Source organism: Bacillus sp. LNXM12-1 (genome assembly GCF_003004375.1).
Taxonomy (GTDB): Bacteria; Bacillota; Bacilli; order Bacillales; family Bacillaceae; genus Bacillus.
The window spans coordinates 380595-405375 of sequence record NZ_PVWX01000001.1 but is presented as its reverse complement, the minus strand read 5'-3'; the positions used below and the strand labels follow the sequence as shown (position 1 = coordinate 405375).

Below are 24781 nucleotides of genomic sequence, written 5' to 3'. Positions count from 1 at the left end.
GAAGAAACTAGTTTTGTCAAAAAAACAAGAAAAAAGAAAAAAGTTTGCAGAGCGGATGAAAATGCTCTGCAAACAGATGGAAAAAAAGCATGATGCTTGGAGATTGATTATTTGTTCAGCTTTGCTTTCACACGGCTGACCACATTGCTGACAGTAAATCCGTATTTCTCAATAATGGTTTCACCTGGTGCAGAAGCACCAAATTTATCAATGGCAATCACGTCACCATCAAGACCAGTGTAACGCTCCCAGCCAAGTGAAGCTCCCATTTCAATCGCAATACGAGCCCGCACTGCTGTAGGAAGGACTGATTCTTTGTATTCATCTGACTGCTGATCGAAACGATCCCATGCAGGAAGACTGACAACAGACGCGCGGATCCCTTCTTTTTCAAGTGCTTTTTGCGCTTCAATCGCTAAACCGACTTCAGATCCAGAAGCGAGTAGAAGTGCTTCTGGCTGTGCATCAGCAGCTTCAACGACGACGTATCCACCTTTTTCTACTCCCTCATACGCCTTCTCTGGTGCTTGGTCAATCGTTGGAAGGTTTTGACGAGTCAGAACTAGTGCTGTCGGTTTATCCGTTGAAGATACCGCAAGTTTCCACGCTGCAGCTGTTTCGTTTCCATCCGCTGGGCGAATAACTGAAAGATTAGGCATCGCACGTAATGAAGCAAGCTGTTCAACCGGCTCATGTGTCGGACCATCTTCACCAACAGCGATACTGTCATGAGTAAAAACATATGTGACTGGAAGTCCCATTAAGGCAGCAAGACGAATAGCTGGTCTTAAGTAATCTGAGAAAACAAAGAACGTTCCGCCGAATACACGAAGGCCGCCGTGAAGTGCCATACCGTTTAACGCGGCACCCATTGCAAATTCTCTGACACCGAACCAAATATTCTTGCCGGCATAATTATCTTTACCAAAATCGTCTGTGTTTTTAATCGTTGTTTTGTTTGAACCTGCAAGGTCAGCAGACCCACCAATAAAGAAAGGTACTTGCTTCGCAATGCCATTTAATACTTCGCCTGAAGAAGCGCGGGAGGCAAGACTTGAACCTGCTTCATAAACAGGAACCTCTTGATCCCAATTCTCAGGAAGCTTTCCTTCAATCGCAAGCTTCAGTTGAGCTGCAAGCTCAGGGTATTCTTTTTCATATTGTTCAAATAGTTCATTCCAAGCTGCTTCTTTTTTCTGACCAGCGTCTTTTACAGCTTCTTTGAAATGATCGTACACTTCAGAAGGTACATGGAAATCTTCTTCAAACGTCCAAGAGTAAGCTTCCTTCGTCAGCTTGGCTTCATCGCTGCCAAGCGGTGCACCATGCACACCAGACGTTCCTGCACGGTTAGGCGATCCGAAACCAATCGTTGTTTTCACTTCAATCAATGTAGGTCTGTCTGTACTTTGTTTCGCCTTTTCGATAGCAGCCGTCACTTCTTCAATGTTGTTGCCGTCTTTCACATAGAGAACTTCCCAGTTCATCGCTTCAAAACGATTCTTCACATTTTCAGAGAATGAACGATCTAGGTCGCCATCTAAGGAAATATCATTTGAATCATAAAGAACAATTAAACGGCCTAAGCCTAAATGACCAGCAAGTGAAGCAGCTTCAGAGGAAATTCCCTCCATTAAGTCCCCATCTCCGCAAATGCTGTATGTATAGTGATCTACAACATCAAAGTTGTCTTTGTTATACGTTTCCGCAAGATGTCTTTCTGCAAGTGCCATACCAACTGCCATGGCAATCCCCTGCCCTAAAGGACCTGTTGTGGCATCTACGCCCTCTGTGTGTCCAAATTCAGGATGTCCAGGTGTTTTGCTACCCCATTGGCGGAATTGTTTTAGATCATCGATGCTCAGGTTGTATCCGCTTAAATGAAGCATGCTATATAGAAGCATAGAACCATGCCCCGCAGATAAAACAAAACGGTCTCTGTTAAACCAATTAGGGTTTTGCGGACTTACGTTTAAGTGATTCGTCCATAAAGCGTATGCCATTGGTGCAGCACCCATTGGCATTCCAGGGTGACCGGAATTCGCTTTTTCAATTGCGTCTATGGAGAGAGTACGTATTGTTGCAATAGATTTCAATTCAATCGTTTCCATATAAATCCCCTTCCGTATCTTGTGTACACCATTATCATAAATCTACTGTCCTTTTTTCACAACTATTTCACGCTGAAAAAGAGTGATTTTGTCACATTTAGTTTATCGATCACCTAAAAAGTTATGCAAATATGAAAAAAGATGAGAATATACTTCCCATCTTTTCAAAATTTAAGAAATCACAGACTTAGTGAAGGTTTTGATCTCTTTCTCTTTTTAATTTTTCTGGTGTGACATCGTTTCCTTCAGGATCAACGATTTTCACGGTTTTAAGTGTATTTTTCATAGAAGAACGAAAAGCTTTTAAATACTCTTCTCTCAATAGCTTTTGTTCTGTTTTTTCAGCGTCTGATAAACCGGTCTCTTTCGACTTTTTTGAAAGCTCATTGATTCTTGCAAGCTGCTTTTTAGAAATCATGACAAACTCCTTTAAAACATTTTCTCTACATACTACTAAATATCAATCACTTTGACAACAAATCAAGCTTTAGGTGGTCAGACCTTTTTCATATTCTTGATACCTTCTATGGACCGTTGCTTTTGAAATGTCAAAACCTAGTGCCTGAAGAGTTGCTGCAATTTCTGCGAATGTCATGTTGTTTTTTCTTAATCGAACAATTTCTGAAATCGGCACTTCAATACGCTCACGGCCAGGCGCATGATCCTGCTGTTTTAAATTCAGTTCGGGCTGATACCCGCGCTCAACAGCTCTTCTCATTCCCCGCTTGATTTTCAGGTTATGAATTTTTCGTTGATACTCTTCAACTACTCCTACGATCTCAATAACCATTTCATCTGCTTCTGAAAGCTCAAGCTCGCCTCTATGAAACGTACTGTACACCTTTACGTTCTCTTTAAAAAGACAATGAAGAAGCGCAATTTTTGCTTGTCCTCTTCCGAGACGCGTTTCATCCTGGATAAGAACGGCATCAATTGACTCTTCTTTTAGTGTAGCTAGCATATCAAACACACCATCACGATCTAGATCATATCCGCTTGCTTTTTCTTTGATGACTTTCACCACATTCATCTTGTGCATAGCAGCTAAAGCCAGCAGTTCTTCTTCTTGTCTCTTCAGCGAGGTTTCCTGCTCTTCTTTGACAGTGCTTACTCTCGCATAGATGATTGCATTCATGACTTCAATCGACCTTTCTATTGTACTGTTGCAAGTTGATATACGACTGGATGCTCTTTTTTGACTGGTATGACAAGAATGTCACCAGGCTGGATTTCCGTTGAAGCAAGATCATTGTGCTGAGTGACCCAGTCAATAAACGCATTTTTGTCGATTGATTTGCTGTCGTTTACTTGATCAGCTAACCCCCAAAGAGTATCACCTGATTGAACCTCTATTTTAACATACTGATTTGGATCATTATGGCTTGTGACTGCAATAAGTGAGAGAAATATGCCAACGATGAATGAGAATACCCCAATAAAAATAATAGATTCTTTTAACCTCATAATGTCATCTCTCCTAACAGAATATGTGTTCGCTCTTTCTGTCACTCATTATAAATACGAACAAACGTTTCTGTCAAACGTTTTTTTCGAACCTATGTTTGTACTGTTAGGAAAAACATGCTATAATTTCTTTAAAATTGACGTTTTGAGGTGCAAAAGATGACGAAGCTATCAAAAAGACAACTCGATATCCTGACATTCATCAAAGAAGAAGTAAAAAGTAAGGGCTATCCCCCATCCGTTCGTGAAATTGGAGAAGCTGTCGGTCTAGCATCCAGTTCAACGGTTCATGGACATTTAGCTAGACTAGAAACAAAGGGCTTAATTAGAAGAGACCCAACAAAACCTAGAGCGATCGAAGTACTAGATGAAGAGGAAATGAATATTCCTAAGAGTGCTGTAATGAACGTACCAGTCATCGGAAAAGTAACAGCAGGCCTGCCTATTACGGCTGTTGAGAATGTAGAAGAATACTTCCCTCTTCCAGAGACTTTTGCAGCACCAGATGAACAAGTATTTATGCTTGAAATTATGGGAGAAAGTATGATTGATGCAGGAATTTTGGACAAGGACTATGTCATTGTGCGTCAGCAAAGCACCGCTAACAATGGAGATATTGTCGTCGCCATGACAGAGGAAGATGAAGCGACAGTGAAACGTTTCTATAAAGAAGATACACACTTTAGATTACAGCCAGAGAACCCATCTATGGAACCGATTATTTTACAGAATGTAAGTATACTAGGTAAAGTGATTGGCGTATTTAGAAATATTCACTAAAAAAAGCCGGTATTTCATCAGCTGCTGATGAGAACCGGCTTTTTCTTTTATGAACAAGAATATGCTAGAATACGCGAGCTTGGGAAGGAACCAAATGTAAAGTTTGGCCAAATAAAGCCAGTTGTTCTCCCGAAAGGCTGTGAGGATAGGACATACATTAAAAACACTTGACCGTTTCTCATGAACACAATCGTCCATCTTCTATTACATCCCGCTGCAAATTGAACAGATTGCTGGCCTCCACCTGTTTGCCCTGAAATAAGTGACTGCATGCTTTGAGGCTGTGATAATGCTTGCTGATACTGCGAAATGATATGCTGCGGCGGAGCTGGCGGAGCTGATCCGCTTGATCCGGGTCCAGTGCCTCCTCCTCCGATTGGAAACCCTGGAAATCCTCCAACTTGAGGAATAGGGAGTGATGGCCATCCTTGCATCTGCCTGTCATATGAGTAACCATTCCACATACCTTCATACGGATAATACATATTCAACACCACTTTCTTAGACATTCATCACGATAGTATATGTCATAAATGAAAAAGCGTGTTGAACGTCCAAACAAAAATTTTTCCAAAAAACGTTTTGTTCTTCTTTAGAACGGTTAAATAGTAGATATAAAGAAAAAATAAAAAAATGAAAACTTTTTGTCTCCCTCAAACGTTATATATATAGAAAGAAAAGAAATAAAAAACATTTAGATTTAATACTTGTAATATCACTGTAATTGTTGTAACATTTGTAACATAAGAAGTTTTCATTGAGAAAAGGAGGCAATCGCCTTGAAAAAATTATTCGTTTTATTAACTGCTATTATGCTTATGATCTCATTACAATCTACAACATTGGCCGCTTCTAAAAAACCAGCCGCTTTGACAAATAAAGAAGCGTTACATATTGCCCTTGACGCACGAGAACACTTTTGGAGTGCGATGTCAGGCTACAAAATTAATGAACATTCCGATTACAAATTAAAATCATTTAGCTATAAAGACATGACATACAACTATCTTTCTAAAACATTTGATACAAAGAAAAAACTAAACAGCTACCTATCTCAAGTTTTCACAAAAGATGCCATCAATCAAGGTTTAAAAGACTACCAGTTCATTGTTCATAAAGGAAAAATGGCTGTTCCAGTCGGTGACGGAGACAACATGCTTAATTGGGATAAAGCCACACCTAAACTTGTCTCTAAAAAACAAACGGTCCGCACATATGAATTCACCGTCCCAACACTTGATGGACGCAAAGTAAAACGAACTGTTACGTACGAAAAAGTACAAAAAGATTGGAAAGTCACAAAAATTGACGCTGTCATCTAAATAAGAAACCAGGCCATTCAATCGGCCTGGTTTTTATATTGGAGAAAATTCAGTCATGCGATCCAGCGCGTGAGCAAGTGATGATGCCGTGCGAAATTCATTAAAAGGAAGCCCAAGCTGCACGGCTGTTTGGGCAATTTCTGGTCTGATTCCTGAAATGGTCGTCTCTACTCCAATTAACCGAAGTGATGTGACAAGATCAAAGATTTGATGAGCCACCATTGTATCAATAATGACAACGCCCGATAAATCAATACATAAATGCTGTACGCCTTTTTGCGAGCACTGTTTCAGCGTATTTTCTAAAATCATCTTTGCTCTCGCTGTATCAATGTCACCTACTAACGGCAATAACGCAATATGATTTTTTAAGACAATGACAGGTGAGCTCAGCTCGTAAATCATGTCTCTTTGTGCCACGAGTTTCTTCGTTGTATTTTTCACATATTGCTGGATGAACACATGAATTGAAATATTAAACGCCTCTGAAATTAAATCATACCAATAAAAGATGCGGTCAATATCAATTTCATCTTGACGCTGCTTAATAAATTCTTTTAAGTAATGAAGGACCACTCTTTGATTGGACATGTATTCTCTCACAACATAATCTAATGGTGTGTTTAAATGCTTCGGGTCACTGGCTAAGTCTTCAGACCACTTTATAAACTCAGTATGTAAATACGTCTTGTCTTCAATAAGAGCACGTATAAAATGCTGGTAATAATCTTGATTTTGCCGTTTCAGCTCTGCTATGATGCTGGAATCTGTTGAACGATATATTGATTCTGGATCATTATCCTCAATTGATTCATACCAAGTTTCAGTCAGTTTCTCTGCATGTTGCATGAAAAAATCGTATAATGCACGGTTCTTATCCATAAGCATATGTCCCTTCACATTTTCTTCTTGTCAGTCTTTGTACCTTATAGATCCATTGTACCACTGAATCTTTTGTCCCTGCTAGCTCCAATACGCTCTGATCATCAACAAAAAAGGCACCTACTCACAGGTGCCTCTCTTCCAGTTTTATTTCACAATAAATAAAATTCTTTTCCCATCAGGATAACCGCTGATCTGGTGTCCAACCCATGAGCCTGCTCCCCTATTATCAGATGGGCTGACATATTGAACACTCGCACCTTTTCCTCCCTCAAGACAAACCGCCATCGGCCACTCATCCCGGTCAAAGCCAGGTTTAGTCGGAATTCCTTTTAATGATTCTTGCCTGCGGGCATCTGCTCCATTTCGGTCTATCGTACACACATCTGAATGCCCTTTTCGAATGGCTTCTTGAATATGGCTGCCTGTTTCAGGGTACCGTTCCTTTGGAAATTGAATGACATGATCATATCGATCCGCACCTTTTGCCGCATGTTTCTCCCCAAATCCACCTAACAACGTGCCCATCCATATCACAAAGCATAGGGCGGCACCAGTGATCCAGCCTCTTCTCATTTTCAAAAGTGTGAGACCTCCTCATTTTTCTCAAGCAGAATCTTGACTTAAAGGAAATGTGTCATTTTAATGTATGAGCGGTTCACGAATGACATGTGAAAAAAATGATGAGGCTGAGAACTCAATGAATCTCTCAAGCGTAGACAGATAGAAACCAGTGATTCTATCCATATAAAAAAGCTTGTCCCCTATGAAGGAAACAAGCTTTGTGCTCTAGCTTTTATTGCGCTTTTGCATAGTTGATAAATTCAACAAAGGCAGCTGTCGCTTTTGGACCGCCATTAATCGTTCCGTTTGAATACCCTGCGTTGTGAACCCCAACGATTTGCTGATTTTGATCTAGCATCGCTGAGCCTGAATTTCCGCTAAATGTATCAATCGTATAGTATGCGAGATTTGTATCTTCTCTTGTCACAGAACCTGACATCTCCCACTGCGACACCTTGCCAGTCGATCTCATTTTATCACCTGGGTATCCAGAAATTTTAATCGTTGTCCCAGTTAAGTTTGTCACCTGACGGATAGAGCGGTAACCGACCGTATTGCCAATGTTCGTATCTGTTTTGATCACGGCAAAATCATATTGGCTCGCGCCTGTATTGATATATCCGCTTGGTACATAGAACTCCGTCATGTTTGCTGAGCCATTCACCGCAGTACTATCGTTCATGCCTGGATACACCGATCCTTTTGCACTATAACTTCTCGATGCTGTATTGTACACGCAGTGCCCGTTTGTCAAAATTTTGTTAGGGGCAATGAGTGTCCCCGTGCAGCTTGAGCCGCCAAATGTAATATAAGCAATTGAATTATATGGTGCCACGCTTGTGTTTGTTACTTTTGTTCTACCATCGTCTCCAATGACGACTTTTGTTTGAAAGTCTTTTAAATATTTTGATAGTGGTTTTACTTTTTCGCCAACAGTAGAAGAAAGATCATCCACTTTGTCAAAGGATGAGGGGGATTTCGTATCATTGTGGAAATCACTTGAAGAGATCACCTTTCCATCAGAAGTCACCATGTCATAATCAGACGTTAGTACTGAATCCGATGTGGCATGGGCAAAACTAGGCACACTTAAAGCACCAAAAACGAGTAGAGAAGGGAGTAACATTTTCACCTTTTTCATCATATTCCTCCTTTATGTCCTATATCAAAAATCATACGATTGTTTCATATTGGAGTAAATGAGAGAATATTCTTATTTTTTACAAAATATTTCATTTTTAAATTAGGTGTTTTGTATCTTTCCAACCTTCATTCTATTGATCTCTCTGAAATAGAAAAAACCGCCTAATTGGCGGTCTTCCTAATTTTTCAGCTCCACACATCTTTTACATATCTATTGTCATTTGCAAGGGTTGTCAGCCAATTCTCAGCTGTTTCCTTCGAGCAATGTTTCTCGTTTTGATAGAGGTCGATAAGCGTAGCCTCTACGTCTGGTGCCATAACTTTTCCGTCCCCGCACACGTAAAGATACCCACCTTGGTCAAGTAACTTGATCAGCATGTCGCCGTCTTCTTTCAACAAATGCTGGACATATACTTTTTGCTCTTTGTGACGAGAATAAGCCCGGTGGATGTGAACAACTCCTTTTTGCGCTGCAAGCTGCATTTCCTCAAAATACAGATCATCTTCAAGAGGGTGACGGCAGCCAAAATATAGGTGAGCTTCGCCTAGTGGTTTTCCTTCCTTCTGCCACACTTCTCTTGCCTGAACAAACCCTCTAAATGGAGCGATTCCTGTACCCGGTCCGATCATGATCATCGGTACTTCAGATGAAGGTGGCAGCTGGAATCCTGCCTGCGCTTCGTGGAGGAAGCAGGCGACTTCTTCTCCTGCCTGCAGACCGCATAAATAGTTTGATGCGACTCCGGCATATTCTCCGCGGCCGCTCCACGCTTTACCTTTCACAACCGCCACTGTGATACTGACTCTTTTTTCTTCGACCTTTGGTGAGCTAGAAATTGAGTAATAGCGCGGCTTCAAACCTGGTAAAAGTGCTAAAAAGTGCACAAACGGCAGCTCACACGCTTCATATTGATCTAATAAGTCCAGCATGGTTACTCGTTTCTTTAAAACGGCTTCTTGATATGCTTCACCAGCCATTTGCTCAAGCTCCACGCGGTGAGGCGGACAAACTGTATATGCTGCGAGCTCTCTTAGCTGCGTACGTGTTGCAGGCTCTTGAAGCTCAACATGTGACGCAAGTAATTCTCTCATTTGAATCGGCTGATCTAAAGGTAAATGACTTGCTTCTTTCTGAGAAGAAAGCTTGATGTGCTGCTTAGGATCAAGATTGAAGCGATTGATCACCCGCTGCACGAGTGCATCACTATTTTTCGGAACAATTCCGATATGATCCCCTTCTTTGTATTGTTTCCCTTCAGGCAATTGCAGTTCAATATGTCTTGTTTGCCGCTCACTTTTTTCAGATTGTAATTCCTCATTTTTCAGTACAACAGCTGAAAAAGCACCATACGTTTTCGCCACAGGACGTTCTACTAGCTCATTTGTATTAACAACTGATAATTTTGGATTTTCCTTACCTTTCTCTTGGAAGGTGAGCTTAAATTCTTTTGCAAGCTGCTTGAAGACCGTTTTCTGGAATGTTTCTTTATCCTCATCCATATCTCCGCCTGCATCGCCTTCTCCTAAATCAGCTACACGCTTTGCACTTTTTCTTTCAAGTGCTTCATCAATGAGACGCGGAATACGCTGGTACGTACTCGCCCAATTTCGATCTCCGCATCCAAAAACAGCAAATGTCACGTTTGATAAATCCTGCTCTTCATCCTGCGTGACCCAATCCACAAATTTTTTCGCATGGTCAGGCGGATGTCCATTGTATGAAGCGGTCACGATTAAGACTGCACCTTTATCTGGTAATTGGCGTGTATAGTCATCAAGCGGAGCAGTGGTCACGTCAAACCCTTTTGCTTTCCCGTCTTCAGCAAATTCGTTTGCGATTTGCTGCGCTGTGCCAAGATTTGATCCATATAGAACAAGCAGTGGTGTACCGTGACTGGCCACTTTTGACTCATCAGATTTTGTGCTTTTTTTCGCCTCTTCTTTCGGTGGTGCCATAAAGAGTTTCTGCTTCCGTGGCCGCACTTTGATTTTAAAATCGTTTGGCTTAATCGTCAGAGATTCTTTTAAATCAAGTTCATATGATGTGTGATCAATCAATTCCAGATTGTGCAGGACCATCGCTAGCACCATTGTGGCTTCATGAAGGGCGAATTGCATGCCGATACATGCACGCTGCCCATTCCCAAAAGGCTTGTAGGCATGCTGCGGGATCTTTTCAGGGTGCAGAAACCGCTCTGGTTTAAATTCTTCCGCATCCTCTCCCCATACCGCTTGATCACGATGTAACTTAGGGAGAAGCACGGAGACACTTTGATTCTTTTCAATCGAATATTTCCCTCCGATGACGGTGTCCTCTTTCGCATAAAGAGAGAACGTAGGCGCTGTTGGCCAGAGGCGAAGTGATTCATTTAAAACCATACGAGTGTAATTTAGTTTTTGTACCTGCTTAAATGTTGGCAGTCCGCCTTGCAGCACATCATCTGCTTCTTGGACGGCTTTCTTTAATTTTTCTGGATTCTTTAATAAGAAATAAATCGCAAAGGATAGCAGCCCGCTTGTTGTTTCGTGCCCAGCTATTAAGAAGGTAATGATTTGATAGCGGATATTTTCATCTGACAGGCGCTCTCCTGTTTCAGGGTCCTTTGCATGCAGCATGAGGGACAGTAAATCATCGCCCGTTTTATCTTGTTTTTTTCGTTCTTGAATAATGTCATCTACTAATTGCTTCATAAAATCGACATTTTGGTCAAATTTTTTTCTTCTTTTGATCATTAGCTTATCTGCAACCGGCAACCGGCTCGCCTGATCCATCGCTTCGTTTAAACCATTCAGCATACTTTCGATGAATGGATGCTGATTTTCTTTATAAAAGCTGTTAAATCGAAAATCAAAACCGCAAAGTCCGATCGTATCTAAAGTAAGCTTTGTCATATCCTCTGCTACTTCAATTTCTTCATCACGGCCTGTTCTTTGCCATTTTTGTACAAGCTGTGTGGCAATATCGAGCATCATCTCATGATAGCCCTTCATGGCCTGCTGGCTAAACGCAGGCATCAAGATGTGGTGAGCCTTTCTCCAGTTCGGTTCTTCTGTCCAGCTCGTAAATAACCCATCTCCTGCAAATGCTCTTACTTTATTGAGACTGCTCCCAATGTATTTATCAAAACGGCTCTCATCACATATTTCTTGGACAAGTTCATGGCTGGAAACAAAAATACTTGTTGCTTTTGAAAATTCAAACTGAAAGATCGGTCCTAATTCATCTGCAAGACGCCAAAAGGTTTGAGAAAGCTCCCCCTTTTTGATATGGGGAATATTTTTAAAAGGTCCGTATGTTTTTGGTTTTGGAATGATTGATGTTTGTTGCATGTGCCCACTCCCTTTATATCATTAAGAAACAACGCTAATGGCGCGCCATAAACATTGCTCAATGTCCTCTAGAAATTCAATCGTTGGCTCTATTTCTTCTGCAAGAATTTGTTTATGCAGCTGTACAAAGGCACCAAATACAATCGATAAAATGGTTCTACCTGAGAGATTTGGATGAATCCCATCCTTTTTCCCTTCTTCAAAGATAAGGAATAGCTCATGTAACAAAAGCTGCATTTTCTCTTTGCTCGTCTCGTCTAAGTAATGGGATCGTTTATCAATTTCTAAGAAATATAGCCCGCTTGGATTCTCCTTTGTAAATAAAACCAAGCAATAAAATACATGCTTAAAGTACGCCCGAATACTTGCCTTTGGATCTGGACTGTTTGTGTTCATTTTTTCGATAAATGCAGAAAGGCTGCGCTGGTACAAAATATTAACGAGGGCCTCTTTACTGTCGAAATAACGGTAAATGGTTCCTGCTCCGACGTTTGCTCTTTTTGATATCATCGGCATCGTGGTCCCATCAAAGCCCCGTTCAATAAATAAATCTAGTGAAGCCTTCATAATCTGTTCTTGTTTATCAGTCACTGCTGGCACTTCATCCCCTCCTCATTTCAGGAATGAATGTTCATTCCGCATGCGGTATATTATATTAATATTTTAATTTCTTCTATATATACTTAAACACACTTATTTTTCTCCGTCATCACATTTTCTGAAAATAATAATAATTGAGAAATGATGCCTAGTCAGACAGCATCCAAAGGACTTAGAAATATTGGCAGATATGTGTCATGCGGGTGACCTCTGCACTACACGTTCATTCTTAATCAATCGGAGACTGAATATGGCCGTCATATGTATCAATATGTTTGCTTTCCAAGAAGACGTGCTCCACCAAATAAAATCGCAAAAGCAAACATCGTTCGAAGAATCACTTCAATATGATCAGGCATATATGGGTCTACCTTTCAATTGCATCAAAAAAAGCCTTTTCCTTAGAAAAGACTCATGTTTAGACTATGCATTTATTTCATCATTATTCAATTGGGCAGCATCGCTTTGCTCAAATTGTGTTCGCAGCTCAATAATTGAGCTATTCCTGACATCATTGGCATCTTGCTCAAGAAGCCACGTATAAAATCTAGCTTGCTCCGCTGTTTGCAAAGCCTGCATATATTTTTGTGTGGAACGTTTCTCGGCGACACGCTGCTTAATAGCACGCATCTGCTTCCAGAATTGATAATAAGGGAGCTTGAGCTTGGTCATGAATCCGCGATGATCCTCTATGACAAATCCCTCTTCTTTAATCGAGTCGTCATGAGAGACTGCCTGATACCATTTATAAAAAGACGTCCAATCATGGAACACAGCCACTTCCTGCTTGCAGGACATTCCAAGCTGTTCGCTTAACCTTTTCACTTCAGTGAATGGTGCTTTTTCATAGCTTAGCTGACGCTTCACAATATCAAGCAAAATGAGTTGATCTTGATCATATGTGATAATATGTGGGTCTTTCTCTGGTAAAATGACTTCAAACACAAGAGATACATTGTTGTCACGTACGTATGATTTGATGTAGTCGACCTGCACATCGTCAAAGGTTGCATAAAATAGCTCTTCGACCCAGGAAGCATGCGGATTTTGCTTCACATGTGATGTATACGATTTGGACGTAAACACCAATTCATTTTCCATTTCGTTATACCCAACCGTTCCTAAATATCCATTTGCTTTATCATAGACGGTAACAGGGAATTGAAGATGGTTCACTAGATGATGCATTTTTGTCTCCGGACGCTCGTCAATATTAAAAAATTTGTTGTAGCTTCTTGAAACAATCTGCTTTGACACCATATTGACAAACAAACCTCTTGCCTTCACATTCACATCATCCCACTGCCGTTCACTAAAAGCTTTTTTCGTAAAATTAAAAGATGAAATATGGTGAGGAAGCTTTAATTCCTGTACATATTCATGCTGATCTAAGTGAGCTAAAAAGTCATCCAGTGAGATATCTGGTTGAAGAGCACCCGATGTTTTTTTCTCAGAAGCTCTATAGACTGGGTTGTCAATTTCATGAGTCTCAATCCCGTCTGCTGTGATTTTCAAGACCCTCAGCTGCCCCCCGAATTCAACCTGGCCTTCTAGATTATAAGACCTTTCCGATGCTTGAATAGGCAGCCTGTATAAATTGCGATGCCCGTGAATTTGAATGACATCTAATCCAGCGGTGTTTTGAACAAACAAGTGGTCAATGTCATCTGAATATTCACCTACACCATGAATGAGCTGCTGTGTTGAGACATGCAGAAGCTCTTCTGGCATATGAGCAAGTCCCCCGTGGGTAACAAGAAATGTCTTGCCATGGTACGTAAAATAAGTAAGCTGATGAAATGTTCTGACAAACTTCCGTACTTCTTTTAAATCAAAGTCTGCTGCTTCGATTTCAGGTGCAGTATGCCGGTTAAACATATTGCTTCTTACTTTTTCACCATGTGCAAACCGGTATAAATGCTGATCATGATTGCCCTCAATCACGATGACATTCCGGCATTCTCTATGTGCGAGCATCCATTCTAATACTTCCTTGTTTTCTATTCCTCTATCAAGCAAATCACCTGCAAAGATATAAAGTTCGTTTTCTTTAATATCTCCTTGTAAATAGGTGGTCAGAGCGGTATGACAGCCGTGAATATCTCCAAAGACATGAATGGCCTCATATTGATCGAAGGATCGAGGCTGATAGGTCATCACTTGCGGATATTCCTCAGGCTGCAAAACAGTCACCCATGATGGGACCTTTTCTGTTTTTAACCGCTCGTTCATTTGATATAAAACAGACTCCCGCACAACTTTGTGAGGTTCCCGTGAGCGATTTTGCAGAAGGGCTGTTTCAAGCGGCACCTGCGTGAAATCGACGACATACACCCTGTAACGATACGTAGTAGCTAACGACTTATATTGAGAAATCGACTTGCTTGTGACATGTGTCGCATCAATCACAGTAAAATCTCCACGTTCCATTCGGGCTGTGAGTAAATCAAATAATAAAGACCACACTTTATGATCATGCTTGCTCGTAATTTCCGGTTTCCCATTGACAGATAACTGCGGCGGCTGGGTCAAAAGACGGATCTGATCAGCTGATAAAGTATATGGCTCTAAGCCTTGCTCTTTGATCCATGTTGATTTACCTACGCCTGGGAGACCTCGTAAAAGGACTAAAGTTCTCATATTGGTTCTCCTTTAATGAGTGATATTTTACCTATTATAGATAAATTATGGATAAATCTCAATCTTTTATTGATTATGGTAATATATAGATAGAAAGGGAGGTTTTACGTATGTCTAATGGAGAGAATATGGCATTCAATCTTGGAGATTTTTTATTTCAAGTGTTCTCTCTTCTATTCATTGCTGTTATCGTGACTATGATTGTCACCTCTTTTCGAATGATCAGAAGAAGACGAATGGAATTGAAGAAGGTTGAGGAAAGATTGAACAAAGTGATTGAAAAAAATGATTTAAAAGAGTAAAAAATCCGGGATTTAACCGGATTTTTTTGGTTTCATCACAATTCCTTGACGCTGCTGCATCAAAAAGAAAAAGACGCCTAAAAGGACAAGAAGACCTCCAAGCATTTGAAACAGCGTGACTTTCTCTCCAAGTAGCCATACAGCAAGAATCGTGGCCCCAACAGGTTCGCCAAGTATACTCATTGAAATCGTTGTGGCATTGACATAAGTTAAAAGCCAATTATTAATGACATGAGACATGGTGGGAATGATGGCAAGCAATAAAAAAATCCCCCACTCTTTACCCGGATAGCCTGTAAAAGGAGTTTGCTGCATTAGGTTGAATAGAATTAAAAAAAGACCAGCAAAACCAAACACACAAAAACTATAAATCCAATGAGATATTTTCCTTACAGCCTGTTGACCTATTAATAAATAACAAACAACCGCGATCACACTTAAAAAGGATAAAATGTCTCCTAGGATGGCTTCCTGGCTATGACCTATGTCTCCCCATCCAATCATGAGTGCACCAGCAATCGCTGCACACATCGTCAAGAGTGCGGGCAGCGTGGTTCGTTCACGGAAAATGAGAAAGCCGCCTAATAAGGAGACCATCGGCTGAAGGGCGATAATAATAGTAGAGCTTGCCACAGTCGTCAGCTTCAGTGAGCCAAACCACAACACAAAATGGAGTCCTAAAAAGAAGCCTGACATACATAGGAAAAACCAGTCTCTGCGCTTTATTGAAAGAAATTCTTTTTTACGTGGCAGGATAAACGGCAGCATAAAAGCCGCGGCAAAGATCATTCGATACATGCTTAAAATAGCAGCAGGTGCATTTGACCATTTCACAATGATAGCAGAAAACGAAATGGCAATAATTGAAATCACAAGCGGTAGTGCAATTGATTTCTTTTGAGCAGTTGACTTCATTTCCATAAGCAGCTTCCTTTACATCAGCAGTAGATGAGAAGTTCATCTTGTATGTCGTCATCTTACTATGTCCAATCCGCTAGAGGCAAGATGATTTTAAAACTTGTGTGAGCTTTTTTGCATGAAAAAAAGCTTTCATCTCGAAAGCCCTACTCATCATCTATCAATAGATAAACGGCCCGAACTGGACCATGAACACCTACCACTAAATTCATCTCAATATCCGCAGAGTTACTCGGACCTGATATGAAATGAATAGCACCTTTCGCCTGCTCCCCCTCTTCTACCGAGCGATTAAGAGCCGAAACAGCCTGAATCATCCGCGGAACCACTGTGCTTTTTTCGATACACACGATATACATCATCGGTAAAAAATGCAGCGCTCTGCCTTGGCCTTGATGGGATGAAAGGACGACTGTACCTGATTCTGCAAGGGTGTAATCACTGAATACAACCGAATATGTCGCTTGTTCTGCCAGCCTGATATTTTCTTCCCTTGATGCCTCAGCATTCCAGCTGGTGACTGCGAATCCTTCGTGCTGCAAGCTGTCAAACATCGGATGAAATCCATATTGTTCAAAACGATGATCGACAGGCGTCATCACAGAACCCTCTCCATACTCTGTCATCAATAATCTTAATACAGAGGGCGCTTCCTGTGGTGTTGTTTCGACCACTCTTGTGTGAATTCGTTGACATTGCTTCTTCAGTTGCTCGACTATTTCTTCTTTAGACAAAAGTCCGTTTGTTTCCCACTGGACTTGATGCTTCCAAGCTGGACGCTGAATAGATGCAGACGGGGAGGAATCTTTACCTAATTGCTTACGGATATGAGCTAAAAACGACTCTCGGTGAGAAATGGTTCCCTTCATCACTGCTCCTCCTTCTGTCTCTTTTTAAACCAATCCCTGAATCTTTCTTTACTTGGAGCTGGCAGGTCACGAATATCTGTCCAATTCTTTAAAGGACCTATTCCTTTTGAAATCTGTCCGTTTGAAGCCATACGATTCATCAATACAGGGGCTGCTTTTGTTCCGAATTGATACATTCCGGGAGTCGATGCGCCCATTCCGAACATTTTCATCGCCATCATTTCAGCTTTAGACGCTCTCCCCTCTTTTTCAACGATGACTTGTCGATGTTTTATTAATAACTCGTGAAGCGGGATCTTTACTGGACAAGCATCTGTGCAGGCTGCGCAAAGGCTTGATGCAAAGGGGAGCTCTTGGTAGTCATCATAGCCGCCAAGAAGCGGCGAAAGAACAGCGCCAATTGGCCCCGGATAAATCGATCCGTATGAATGTCCGCCCACATGCCGGTAAACTGGGCACACATTAATACAGGCTGCGCACCGGATACATTGGAGAACAGGCTGAAAGGCAGTACCTAATATATTGGACCGCCCATTGTCTACAATGACCAAGTGAAATTCTTCTGGTCCATCCACTTCTTCTCCTCCTTTTGGCCCGACGACAGAAATATAACTTGTTAATTTCTGACCAACTGCACTTCTGCACAAAAGACCAACAAGGACATCCAGTTCCTCCATCGTTGGAACAATCCGTTCCATGCCCATAACGGCGATATGTGTCTTCGGAATAGCTGTGACAAGATCCGCATTCCCTTCATTTGTCACAAGGCAAATGGAACCTGTATTGGCGACAGCAAAATTACAGCCAGTGACACCAATGTCAGCTTCGAGGAACTTTTCACGTAATATGGCTCTCACAAAACTCGTCATATCTTCAGGTGTCTCTGACATCTCATATCCGAGCTTTTCGTGAAAGACTTCTCGTATTTGTTCTTTCGTCATATGAAGAGCAGGTGCCACAATATGTGAAGGAGGTTCATGATCATCTACTTGCAGAATATACTCGCCAAGATCGCTTTCCACCACCTCACAGCCGATCTCTTCAAGCGCTTGATTCATTTCAATTTCTTCTGTGACCATTGATTTTGATTTAACGATCTTTTTGGCCGCTTTTTTCTGTGCCACATTTTGTATATACGCCGATGCCTCTTCCTTTGTTTTTGCAAAAAAGACATGTCCTCCACGTGCACTAACGCTTTCACTTAATTGGTATAAGTAGTCATCAAGATGCGTCATCGTATGCTGCCGGATTTCCTCGCCAAGTTCTCGCCACTTTTCCCAGTTGCCAAGCTCTTCGCTCGCAGATAGCCGCCTTTCATACAGGCGTTCCTGCGCTGAGGATACAGCACCTCTCATGACAGTATCTTCTAACCCTTCCCCGATTCGTTCTTTAAAGCCCTTCTCTCCAATTTTCATACTCATGTGCCGTTCCCCCTCTTAAAGTCAGCGGCTATTTAATACTTCTGCGATATGCATCACTTGAATGGGCTTATCAAGACGATTCAGCCTCCCGCCAATATTCAGCAGACAGCCGCAGTCAGCACCAATAATGTATTCAGCGCCTGTCTCCTCTATGCTTTGGACTTTCTCATCGACCATTTGCTCAGAAATAGATGTCATTTTTACTGAAAAGGTTCCTCCAAATCCACAGCAATTTTCTGCGCGCGGCAATGGTGTCATCGTCAAATCTTTGACATTTGACAACAGTGTGAAAGGTGCTTCCTTAATTCGCAGCAGTCTCGTCATATGACAGGATGTGTGATAGGCTGCGTTTCCTTTCAGGCTCGCCCCTACATCTGTGACGTGTAATATATCAACAATAAACTCGGTTAATTCATATGTTTTCTCAGCAAGTGCCTCAGCTTTTGCTGACCACACTGGGTCTTCTTTTAAAAGATGAGGATATTCTAAAAACATCGCCTTACAAGAACCTGACGGCGTCACGACATATTCAGCTGATTCAAAGGCTTTGATCATGTTTTTTGCTGCTTTGATGGTTTCTTTTGTATAGCCGCTGTTAAAGGCTGGCTGTCCGCAGCACACTTGTGCCTCTGGAAATTCCACTTCTACACCGAGCCTTTCTAGTACTTTCACTGTCGCCTTTCCTACATTTGGCTGCATGGTGTCAATTAAACAGGTAACGAATAAATGGACTTTCATCGGCGAACTTCCCTTCTTTGCTGCAATTTGATTCATCATTTTGGTCATCTGATGACGAAATAACAGGCCTTATTTTCATTTTAATCCCAAATTTCTGAAATTTCAACGAAGTGATTTGTCTAAATTTGGACATATGGCATGTGTAGCTTGAATGAAAAAAACGCCCTTTTGATAGGGCGCTTGAGAAGATTTATTTTGAAATCAATTCACGAATTCTTTCTTCAATAGGTGTTAAGGGCCGGCCTAATAATGGTTCGAAATCACGGCTTTCAACGGCTAAGGCACCATCGCGAATGCCGCTTTGAATGGCTTTGACAAATGGCACAGCTTCTTTTGGTACACCATTTGAAGCTAAAAATTCTCCAAATGTGTCGACATCAATTTGCTCGACTTTGATCTCTTTTCCGCTTACCTCACTGACAATGTGTGCAAGTTCAGTATGCGTCCGAAGAGGTCCTGACAGCTCATATATCTCCTGGTCATGTACAGGAAGTGTTAACGCATTTGCGGCCGCTTCTGCGTAGTCATTTCTTGTTGCCCAGCCAACCTTGCCATCACCAATTGGACTTAAAAATGGTGCGCCGCTAACGGCTGCTAGAATCGTATCTTTTTCGTTTTCTACATACCAATTGTTTCTTAAAAACACATGAGGAATGCCAGAGGCCACAATCGCTTCTTCTGTTTTTGCATGGTCATGTGCAAGGACAAGCTGACTCTCTCTTGCACTCACAACGCTTGTATAAGCAATAAAGGATACACCAGCTGCTTTCGCCGCTTGGATGGCAGCCGTATGCTGCTGCACGCGGTCTCCTTCTGCAGTTGAAATCATCAAAAGACGGTCAATGCCTTGAAAGGCTGCCTTAAGGGTGTCTGGCTGAGTAAAGTCTCCATGGCATACATCCACCCCAGCTTCCTTCAAATGTGCTGCTTTTTGCGGGTCCCGAACACTGACCGCAATTTGTTCAGCCGGTACCTTTGTAAGCAAATGCTGGACGACGAGCGATCCAAGCTGTCCTGTTGCGCCTGTTACTAATAACTTCATTTGTTTGACCTCCTCATTTTGTGATTCGACGGTGATGTTTTGGTACAGCTTTACGTATCCGTTTATTCGTTATAACCATCTCGATTACAACAACTGGTGTAAAAAAAGCTCAAGTTCAGCCTGAGCTTCTTTTATTCTGACTCTGTCAACAATTGCTGGATGGTCACTTGTTTGAGGTGATTTTCAAGCGCTGCCTGAGCTTCTTTTAGTTCACTCCTCAGTCTTGTATCCATTGCTTGACCAATCGGACATGCGATGACTGGCTGATGGAAGTTAAATAATTCTTCATCCTCGCTTACATCGACAGCACGGTACACATCTAACAGCGTGATTTCCTCTGCCGGTCTTTTTAAATAAGCCCCGCCTACTCCACGGCGAATCTCAATAAGACCCGCCCGTTTGAGCATTGCCATCATTTTTCGAACAATGGCTGGATTTGAATTCACACTTTCCGCAATAAAATCCCCTGTACACTCTTTTGGAACACCTGCAATAAATGACAAAATATGAACAGCAATTGGATACCTGCTGCTAATTTGTTTCACAATCTTTCACCACCGTTGTAATCAATATAGTTACAATGAGTGATTTTGTCAATCAATAAACGGATTTTTCTTTCGATCCCAGTCCTCATATGTCATGATATCGTAGTCTTCTGCTGTATCAAGTTCAAGCGGGGCAATGCATTCAAGCAAATTCTCATCTGGGTCAAGAAAATAGATCGCTGCATGAAATTGCGGCGGATTATCCAGAACTAAAGGCTGTTCCTCTTCTGAAAAGCCAAACATTGGGTGAATACTGATGCCTTTTTCAACCAGCCAAGCCTTGATCTGTTCGATACTGGACGTTGTAATTTGAAAGGCAACGTGCCGAGTTGATGGATGGTATGGATAGGCGTTCATATCTACTTTCCACAAGCCAAGCCAGCTCTTTCCTTTCTCAATCCATAAAAAAGCAACTCGTTCATTTTCGTGAGCAAGTGTCAATTCCAATTTTTCATAAAACGCAATAGATGCCTTCAAATCACTCACAGGTAAATGGGCTTCATACAAACCTTTTATCATCATCAAAACCACTCCTTTTCTCCCTTCTATTCTGCTGGATTTGATGAGATTCCGCCTCAGCAAAACGATGTATTTTATCCCCTTCATTGGTTTGAGAAGAATGATATGTTTGATCCATTGCAGATGGGGGAAGGTGTTCAAATAAAAGAAAGGAGCGTTTCATATGCCTTGGACGATGAATGATTATCCGGCTTCATTTCAATCGTTAGATAACGTCATTCGAAAAAAAGCGCTTGAGATTGCCAACAAAATGATACAGGAAGGCTATGACGAAAATAGAGCCATCCCAATTGCGATCAGTCAAGCGAAAGAGTGGAAAAAGAATGCAACGAAGAATGAGATAGAGAATTTCTCAGCTCATGGTTCAGTCACGCCTTCTAAAAACAGCAGCTCCGCAAGACCAGAGCTCATGGATCATGCGCAGCATGTCGTCAAACATGAAGAAGGCTGGGCGGTTCAGACAGAGAAAGCGAAACGAGCAAGTGAGGTCAAAGAAACGAAACAAGAAGCAATTGACCGGGCAAAGGAGATTGCATCTAATAAAGGGACTTCTGTTGTTATTCACAGAAAAGACGGGGAAATTCAGGACGTGTTAAAACCGCAATAAGACCGCCCGTAAGCGGTCTCAGCGTGTAGGCAAACCCTCGCATTCGTTGTCAGGTCTGCGCTCCGGTGCTTGTCCTTCCTAGACTTCAAAGGTTTTCTATCACGCTGAAAAGAAGAAAGTGAAGACCGCCCATAAGCGGTCTTTTCTTATGCATTCTTTTCTTTTTTCGCTGGTGCTTTTCTTTTTTTAGGAGCCGCTTTTTTCGCTTTGGCTGGTTTTGATCGGTCGATTGAAGCCTGTAGAGCTGCCATTAAATCAGTCACATTGGATGCAGGATCTTTTTTGCCTGTCGTTTCTGGCTGAACCGTATGTTCTCCAGATATTTTATCGCCAATTAAGTTCATCAGCTGTTCTCTGTATTCATCCTGATATGCCGCTGGATCGAAAGTTGTGGTTAATTGCTCGATTAAAAGGAGCGCTGTATCTAACTCCTTTTTCACAATGTTCTCCTCTTGGGGGATATTCGGTACATCAGATACTTGTCTAATTTCGTCAGGGAAATGAATGGTTTCCATCAGCAAAATATGTTCATAGCACCTAACGATCGCTAATTGCTCCTTTGAGCGGATCATAATCTTCGCCACACCAATTTTTCCCGATTCCTCTAAAGCTTTTCTTAATAATGAATAAGCCTTCGCACCGCCCGTATCTGGCGATAAAAAGTAACTTCTTTCATAATAGATTGGATCAATCTCTTCTATTTTCACAAAATCAATGATTTCAACCGCTTTTTCTTCATTTTCTTTTCGCAGTTTTTCAAGCTCTTCCTCGTCTAATTCAATGAATTTATTTTTCGCATACTCGTACGCTTTGACGATTTGTTCTGGTGCCACCTCTTCCCCGCAGTTGGCACAAACCTTTTTATAGTTAATGGGCGTGTGACACTCTTTATGCAGCTGTCTTAATTTAATATCTTTGTTCTCTGTAGCAGTAAACAGCTTAACTGGAATATTGACTAGTCCAAAGCTAATGCCGCCTTTCCAAACTGTATGCATCGCGTCGCCTCCGTTCTTTTCTCCTTACTATGTAATGTTTTCGTTAGACTTATGTATGCGAATGAAAATTTCATCCCACTCTAAGAACACATCATATGAGGAAGTGACATGACAATGAAACCTATGCGATTAACGGCGGCACATGATATTCCTACCGGTTCAGACTGGGTGTATGAATTAAAATATGATGGCTTTCGGACCATCCTGATGTGGGAGGAAAACGAGATTCATTTAGAAAGTAGAGCCGGAAAACGATTAAACGAACAGTTTCCTGAGGTTATTGAACAGTGCGAACAATTAAGGGACCAGTTTGCTCCTTTTTTACCACTTACGTTTGATGGGGAATTGGTCTTTTTACTGGATGAACAGCAAAGCGATTTTGCGAGGGTTCAGCAAAGAGGCAGGCTGAAAAACAAAGAGGCTATAAAGCTGCAGGCTGAGCGGTTTCCATGTCATTTGATTGCATTTGATCTATTAAGATGCACAGGGAGATCCCTTGTTGATTTACCGTTGATGGATAGGAAAAAACAGTTACAGCAAGTTTTCCAAGAAGCAAAACTTCCGCCAACTGTTCAGTTGGAGCACCCTTCCCTTCTTCAACTTATTCATACAGACACAAATCATGAATATATGAAAAAGCTGATGACGACGTATTTAGCAGAAGGACTCGTTGCGAAAAAAAAGACGAGTAAATGGCACGACAATACCCGGTCAAAAGAATGGCTGAAAGTCAAAAACTGGCGCTATGTCTCTGTCATTGTGACTCGTTTTGATAAAGAAAATGGCTATTTCCAAGGCTGTATTTATCAAGATCATCATCTCACCGAGGTTGTCCAATTCAAGCATGGGTTTTCTAAAGAAGAAGAACAAACGCTACGTACACTCTTTCAAACTAAAGGCCAGCTAAAAGGAGCATCAGGATATGAAATCCCTCCTTCTATCGTCGCCAGTATTGCTTGTATATCCTTTGATGGATCCGCCTTAAGAGAGCCGCGTTTTTCTTCCTTTTTACTAGATACTGACCCAGCAGCATGTACGTTTCAGCAAATGCTCAAACAGCTGTATCCGCTCCCTGCCGTGATTGAGGTCACTCATCCTGAAAAACCGATTGTGCCGGCTCTTCATCTGAACAAGGCAGATTACTTACTTTATTTGAGACAAGCGGCTCCCTATCTCTTGCCCTTTTTACGTGAAAGACGACTTACTTTAATTCGGTTCCCTCATGGCGCTGGGGATGAATTCTTTTATCAAAAGTCGACACCTGATTATGCACCAGATTTTGTGTTGACCGATCAAGTTGATGATATTGCTTACACGGTCTGTAATGACCCGCAGACGCTTCTTTGGCTCGGTAACCAGCTGGCGATGGAATTTCATATTCCTTTTGAAACAAGGGATACGGACCGGCCGACCGAAATCGTCTTTGATTTAGACCCGCCATCTGTTAACGAGTTTCATCTAGCCATAGAGGCTGCCAAGCGAATCAAAGCGCTTTTAGACGGTCTCTTTCTCACAGCCTTTATTAAAACAAGCGGCGGTAAAGGACTGCAAGTGTATATTCCATTAAAGAAAAATGCCTTCACATACGAAGAAACGAGATCATTCACCGCGTTTATATGTCAATTTTTATGTGAACAAGCTCCTGAGCTATTTACTTTAGAACGCCTTAAGAAAAAACGCGGCAATCGCTTGTATTTAGACTATATTCAGCACGATGCTGGAAAAACAATCATCGCGCCCTATTCACCAAGAGGAAATGAGCTTGGACTTGTAGCGACACCGCTTGAATGGGACGAACTCCATCAAGATGGACTTCATCCTTCTTTGTTTACCATGCCAGTTGTTATAGAGCGTCTAAAGGAAAAAGGCGATCCATTCCGCCGCATGAGGCATCTTGTAAATGATGACACTTTCAGACAAGTCTTACATCGGCTTGAAGACATCATACCGGCACATAAGATGGACATACGCGGTCATTAAGCGTTACAC

General features: G+C 41.6%; 24 protein-coding genes. 5 read left to right on the top strand and 19 right to left on the bottom strand.

Annotated elements, in window-relative coordinates:
• Nucleotides 1-107: 107 nt before the first annotated feature.
• The 4 genes from tkt to yneA form a co-directional block, all read right to left on the bottom strand.
• Nucleotides 108-2111: a transketolase gene (gene tkt, locus C6Y07_RS02040; protein ID WP_060596422.1), complete on the bottom strand. Its 2004-nt coding sequence runs from the start codon at nucleotides 2109-2111 to the stop codon at nucleotides 108-110.
• A 187-nt stretch (nucleotides 2112-2298) separates the two neighbouring features.
• Entirely contained in the window at nucleotides 2299-2529 is a 231-nt protein-coding gene (locus C6Y07_RS02035; RefSeq protein WP_034660771.1) for a DUF896 domain-containing protein, read from the bottom strand.
• 69 nt (nucleotides 2530-2598) lie between these two features.
• On the bottom strand, nucleotides 2599-3246 hold the full coding sequence (locus tag C6Y07_RS02030) for a YneB family resolvase-like protein (RefSeq protein WP_003211322.1): 648 nt from the start codon (nucleotides 3244-3246) through the stop codon (nucleotides 2599-2601).
• 17 nt (nucleotides 3247-3263) lie between these two features.
• Nucleotides 3264-3575: a cell division suppressor protein YneA gene (gene yneA / locus C6Y07_RS02025; protein WP_003211955.1), complete on the bottom strand. Its 312-nt coding sequence runs from the start codon at nucleotides 3573-3575 to the stop codon at nucleotides 3264-3266.
• 159 nt (nucleotides 3576-3734) lie between these two features.
• Here yneA and lexA point away from each other — a divergent pair, with 159 nt between their 5' ends.
• Entirely contained in the window at nucleotides 3735-4355 is a 621-nt protein-coding gene (gene lexA, locus C6Y07_RS02020; RefSeq protein WP_003212311.1) for a transcriptional repressor LexA, read from the top strand.
• Nucleotides 4356-4402: 47 nt separating this feature from the next.
• Here the strand turns inward: lexA and C6Y07_RS02015 are convergent, their stop codons facing one another.
• Nucleotides 4403-4840: a hypothetical protein gene (locus C6Y07_RS02015; protein ID WP_034660769.1), complete on the bottom strand. Its 438-nt coding sequence runs from the start codon at nucleotides 4838-4840 to the stop codon at nucleotides 4403-4405.
• A gap of 294 nt (nucleotides 4841-5134) precedes the next feature.
• Between C6Y07_RS02015 and C6Y07_RS02010 the strand changes: the two genes are divergently transcribed.
• On the top strand, nucleotides 5135-5677 hold the full coding sequence (locus C6Y07_RS02010) for an IseA DL-endopeptidase inhibitor family protein (protein WP_034660768.1): 543 nt from the start codon (nucleotides 5135-5137) through the stop codon (nucleotides 5675-5677).
• 33 nt (nucleotides 5678-5710) lie between these two features.
• Here C6Y07_RS02010 and C6Y07_RS02005 read toward each other — a convergent pair whose 3' ends face one another.
• The 6 genes from C6Y07_RS02005 to C6Y07_RS01975 form a co-directional block, all read right to left on the bottom strand.
• Nucleotides 5711-6559 (bottom strand): STAS domain-containing protein, encoded by an 849-nt coding sequence (locus C6Y07_RS02005; RefSeq protein ID WP_066030856.1) that lies wholly within the window; start codon nucleotides 6557-6559, stop codon nucleotides 5711-5713.
• A 147-nt stretch (nucleotides 6560-6706) separates the two neighbouring features.
• Entirely contained in the window at nucleotides 6707-7087 is a 381-nt protein-coding gene (locus C6Y07_RS02000; protein ID WP_045210079.1) for a NucA/NucB deoxyribonuclease domain-containing protein, read from the bottom strand.
• Nucleotides 7088-7355: 268 nt separating this feature from the next.
• On the bottom strand, nucleotides 7356-8264 hold the full coding sequence (locus C6Y07_RS01995; RefSeq protein WP_106156176.1) for a trypsin-like serine peptidase: 909 nt from the start codon (nucleotides 8262-8264) through the stop codon (nucleotides 7356-7358).
• A gap of 188 nt (nucleotides 8265-8452) precedes the next feature.
• The gene (locus C6Y07_RS01990) at nucleotides 8453-11596 is read right to left on the bottom strand and encodes a bifunctional cytochrome P450/NADPH--P450 reductase (RefSeq protein WP_106156174.1); all 3144 of its coding nucleotides are present in this window, start codon (nucleotides 11594-11596) and stop codon (nucleotides 8453-8455) included.
• Between the two features lie 21 nt (nucleotides 11597-11617).
• Nucleotides 11618-12163, bottom strand: a complete 546-nt coding sequence (locus C6Y07_RS01985) for a TetR/AcrR family transcriptional regulator (protein WP_253294504.1) — start codon at nucleotides 12161-12163, stop codon at nucleotides 11618-11620.
• A 456-nt stretch (nucleotides 12164-12619) separates the two neighbouring features.
• On the bottom strand, nucleotides 12620-14836 hold the full coding sequence (locus tag C6Y07_RS01975; protein WP_106072182.1) for an RNA ligase: 2217 nt from the start codon (nucleotides 14834-14836) through the stop codon (nucleotides 12620-12622).
• A gap of 110 nt (nucleotides 14837-14946) precedes the next feature.
• Here C6Y07_RS01975 and C6Y07_RS01970 point away from each other — a divergent pair, with 110 nt between their 5' ends.
• Nucleotides 14947-15138, top strand: coding sequence for a hypothetical protein (locus C6Y07_RS01970; RefSeq protein WP_060596417.1), 192 nt, complete (start codon nucleotides 14947-14949; stop codon nucleotides 15136-15138).
• A 12-nt stretch (nucleotides 15139-15150) separates the two neighbouring features.
• Here C6Y07_RS01970 and C6Y07_RS01965 read toward each other — a convergent pair whose 3' ends face one another.
• From C6Y07_RS01965 to C6Y07_RS01935, 7 genes are all read right to left on the bottom strand, one after another.
• Entirely contained in the window at nucleotides 15151-16059 is a 909-nt protein-coding gene (locus C6Y07_RS01965; RefSeq protein WP_066030861.1) for a DMT family transporter, read from the bottom strand.
• Between the two features lie 143 nt (nucleotides 16060-16202).
• Nucleotides 16203-16925 (bottom strand): LutC/YkgG family protein, encoded by a 723-nt coding sequence (locus C6Y07_RS01960; RefSeq protein WP_106156172.1) that lies wholly within the window; start codon nucleotides 16923-16925, stop codon nucleotides 16203-16205.
• On the bottom strand, nucleotides 16925-18346 hold the full coding sequence (locus C6Y07_RS01955) for a LutB/LldF family L-lactate oxidation iron-sulfur protein (RefSeq protein WP_106156171.1): 1422 nt from the start codon (nucleotides 18344-18346) through the stop codon (nucleotides 16925-16927). Before C6Y07_RS01955 ends, C6Y07_RS01960 begins: the two co-directional genes overlap by 1 nt.
• Before the next feature lie 21 nt (nucleotides 18347-18367).
• Nucleotides 18368-19084 carry a (Fe-S)-binding protein gene (locus tag C6Y07_RS01950; RefSeq protein ID WP_106047941.1) on the bottom strand — a complete coding sequence of 239 codons (717 nt, stop codon included), beginning with the start codon at nucleotides 19082-19084 and terminating at the stop codon, nucleotides 18368-18370.
• Between the two features lie 190 nt (nucleotides 19085-19274).
• The gene (locus tag C6Y07_RS01945; RefSeq protein WP_106072779.1) at nucleotides 19275-20126 is read right to left on the bottom strand and encodes an SDR family oxidoreductase; all 852 of its coding nucleotides are present in this window, start codon (nucleotides 20124-20126) and stop codon (nucleotides 19275-19277) included.
• Nucleotides 20127-20257: 131 nt separating this feature from the next.
• The gene (locus C6Y07_RS01940; protein ID WP_106038673.1) at nucleotides 20258-20671 is read right to left on the bottom strand and encodes an Rrf2 family transcriptional regulator; all 414 of its coding nucleotides are present in this window, start codon (nucleotides 20669-20671) and stop codon (nucleotides 20258-20260) included.
• A gap of 48 nt (nucleotides 20672-20719) precedes the next feature.
• On the bottom strand, nucleotides 20720-21193 hold the full coding sequence (locus tag C6Y07_RS01935) for a VOC family protein (RefSeq protein ID WP_060596412.1): 474 nt from the start codon (nucleotides 21191-21193) through the stop codon (nucleotides 20720-20722).
• 160 nt (nucleotides 21194-21353) lie between these two features.
• Between C6Y07_RS01935 and C6Y07_RS01930 the strand changes: the two genes are divergently transcribed.
• A complete protein-coding gene (locus C6Y07_RS01930) occupies nucleotides 21354-21797 on the top strand; it encodes a DUF2188 domain-containing protein (protein ID WP_060596411.1) in 444 nt (147 codons plus the stop codon).
• A gap of 146 nt (nucleotides 21798-21943) precedes the next feature.
• Here the strand turns inward: C6Y07_RS01930 and ku are convergent, their stop codons facing one another.
• A complete protein-coding gene (gene ku / locus C6Y07_RS01925) occupies nucleotides 21944-22792 on the bottom strand; it encodes a non-homologous end joining protein Ku (RefSeq protein ID WP_003211891.1) in 849 nt (282 codons plus the stop codon).
• Between the two features lie 114 nt (nucleotides 22793-22906).
• Between ku and C6Y07_RS01920 the strand changes: the two genes are divergently transcribed.
• A complete protein-coding gene (locus tag C6Y07_RS01920) occupies nucleotides 22907-24772 on the top strand; it encodes a DNA ligase D (RefSeq protein ID WP_106061551.1) in 1866 nt (621 codons plus the stop codon).
• Nucleotides 24773-24781 lie beyond the last annotated feature (9 nt).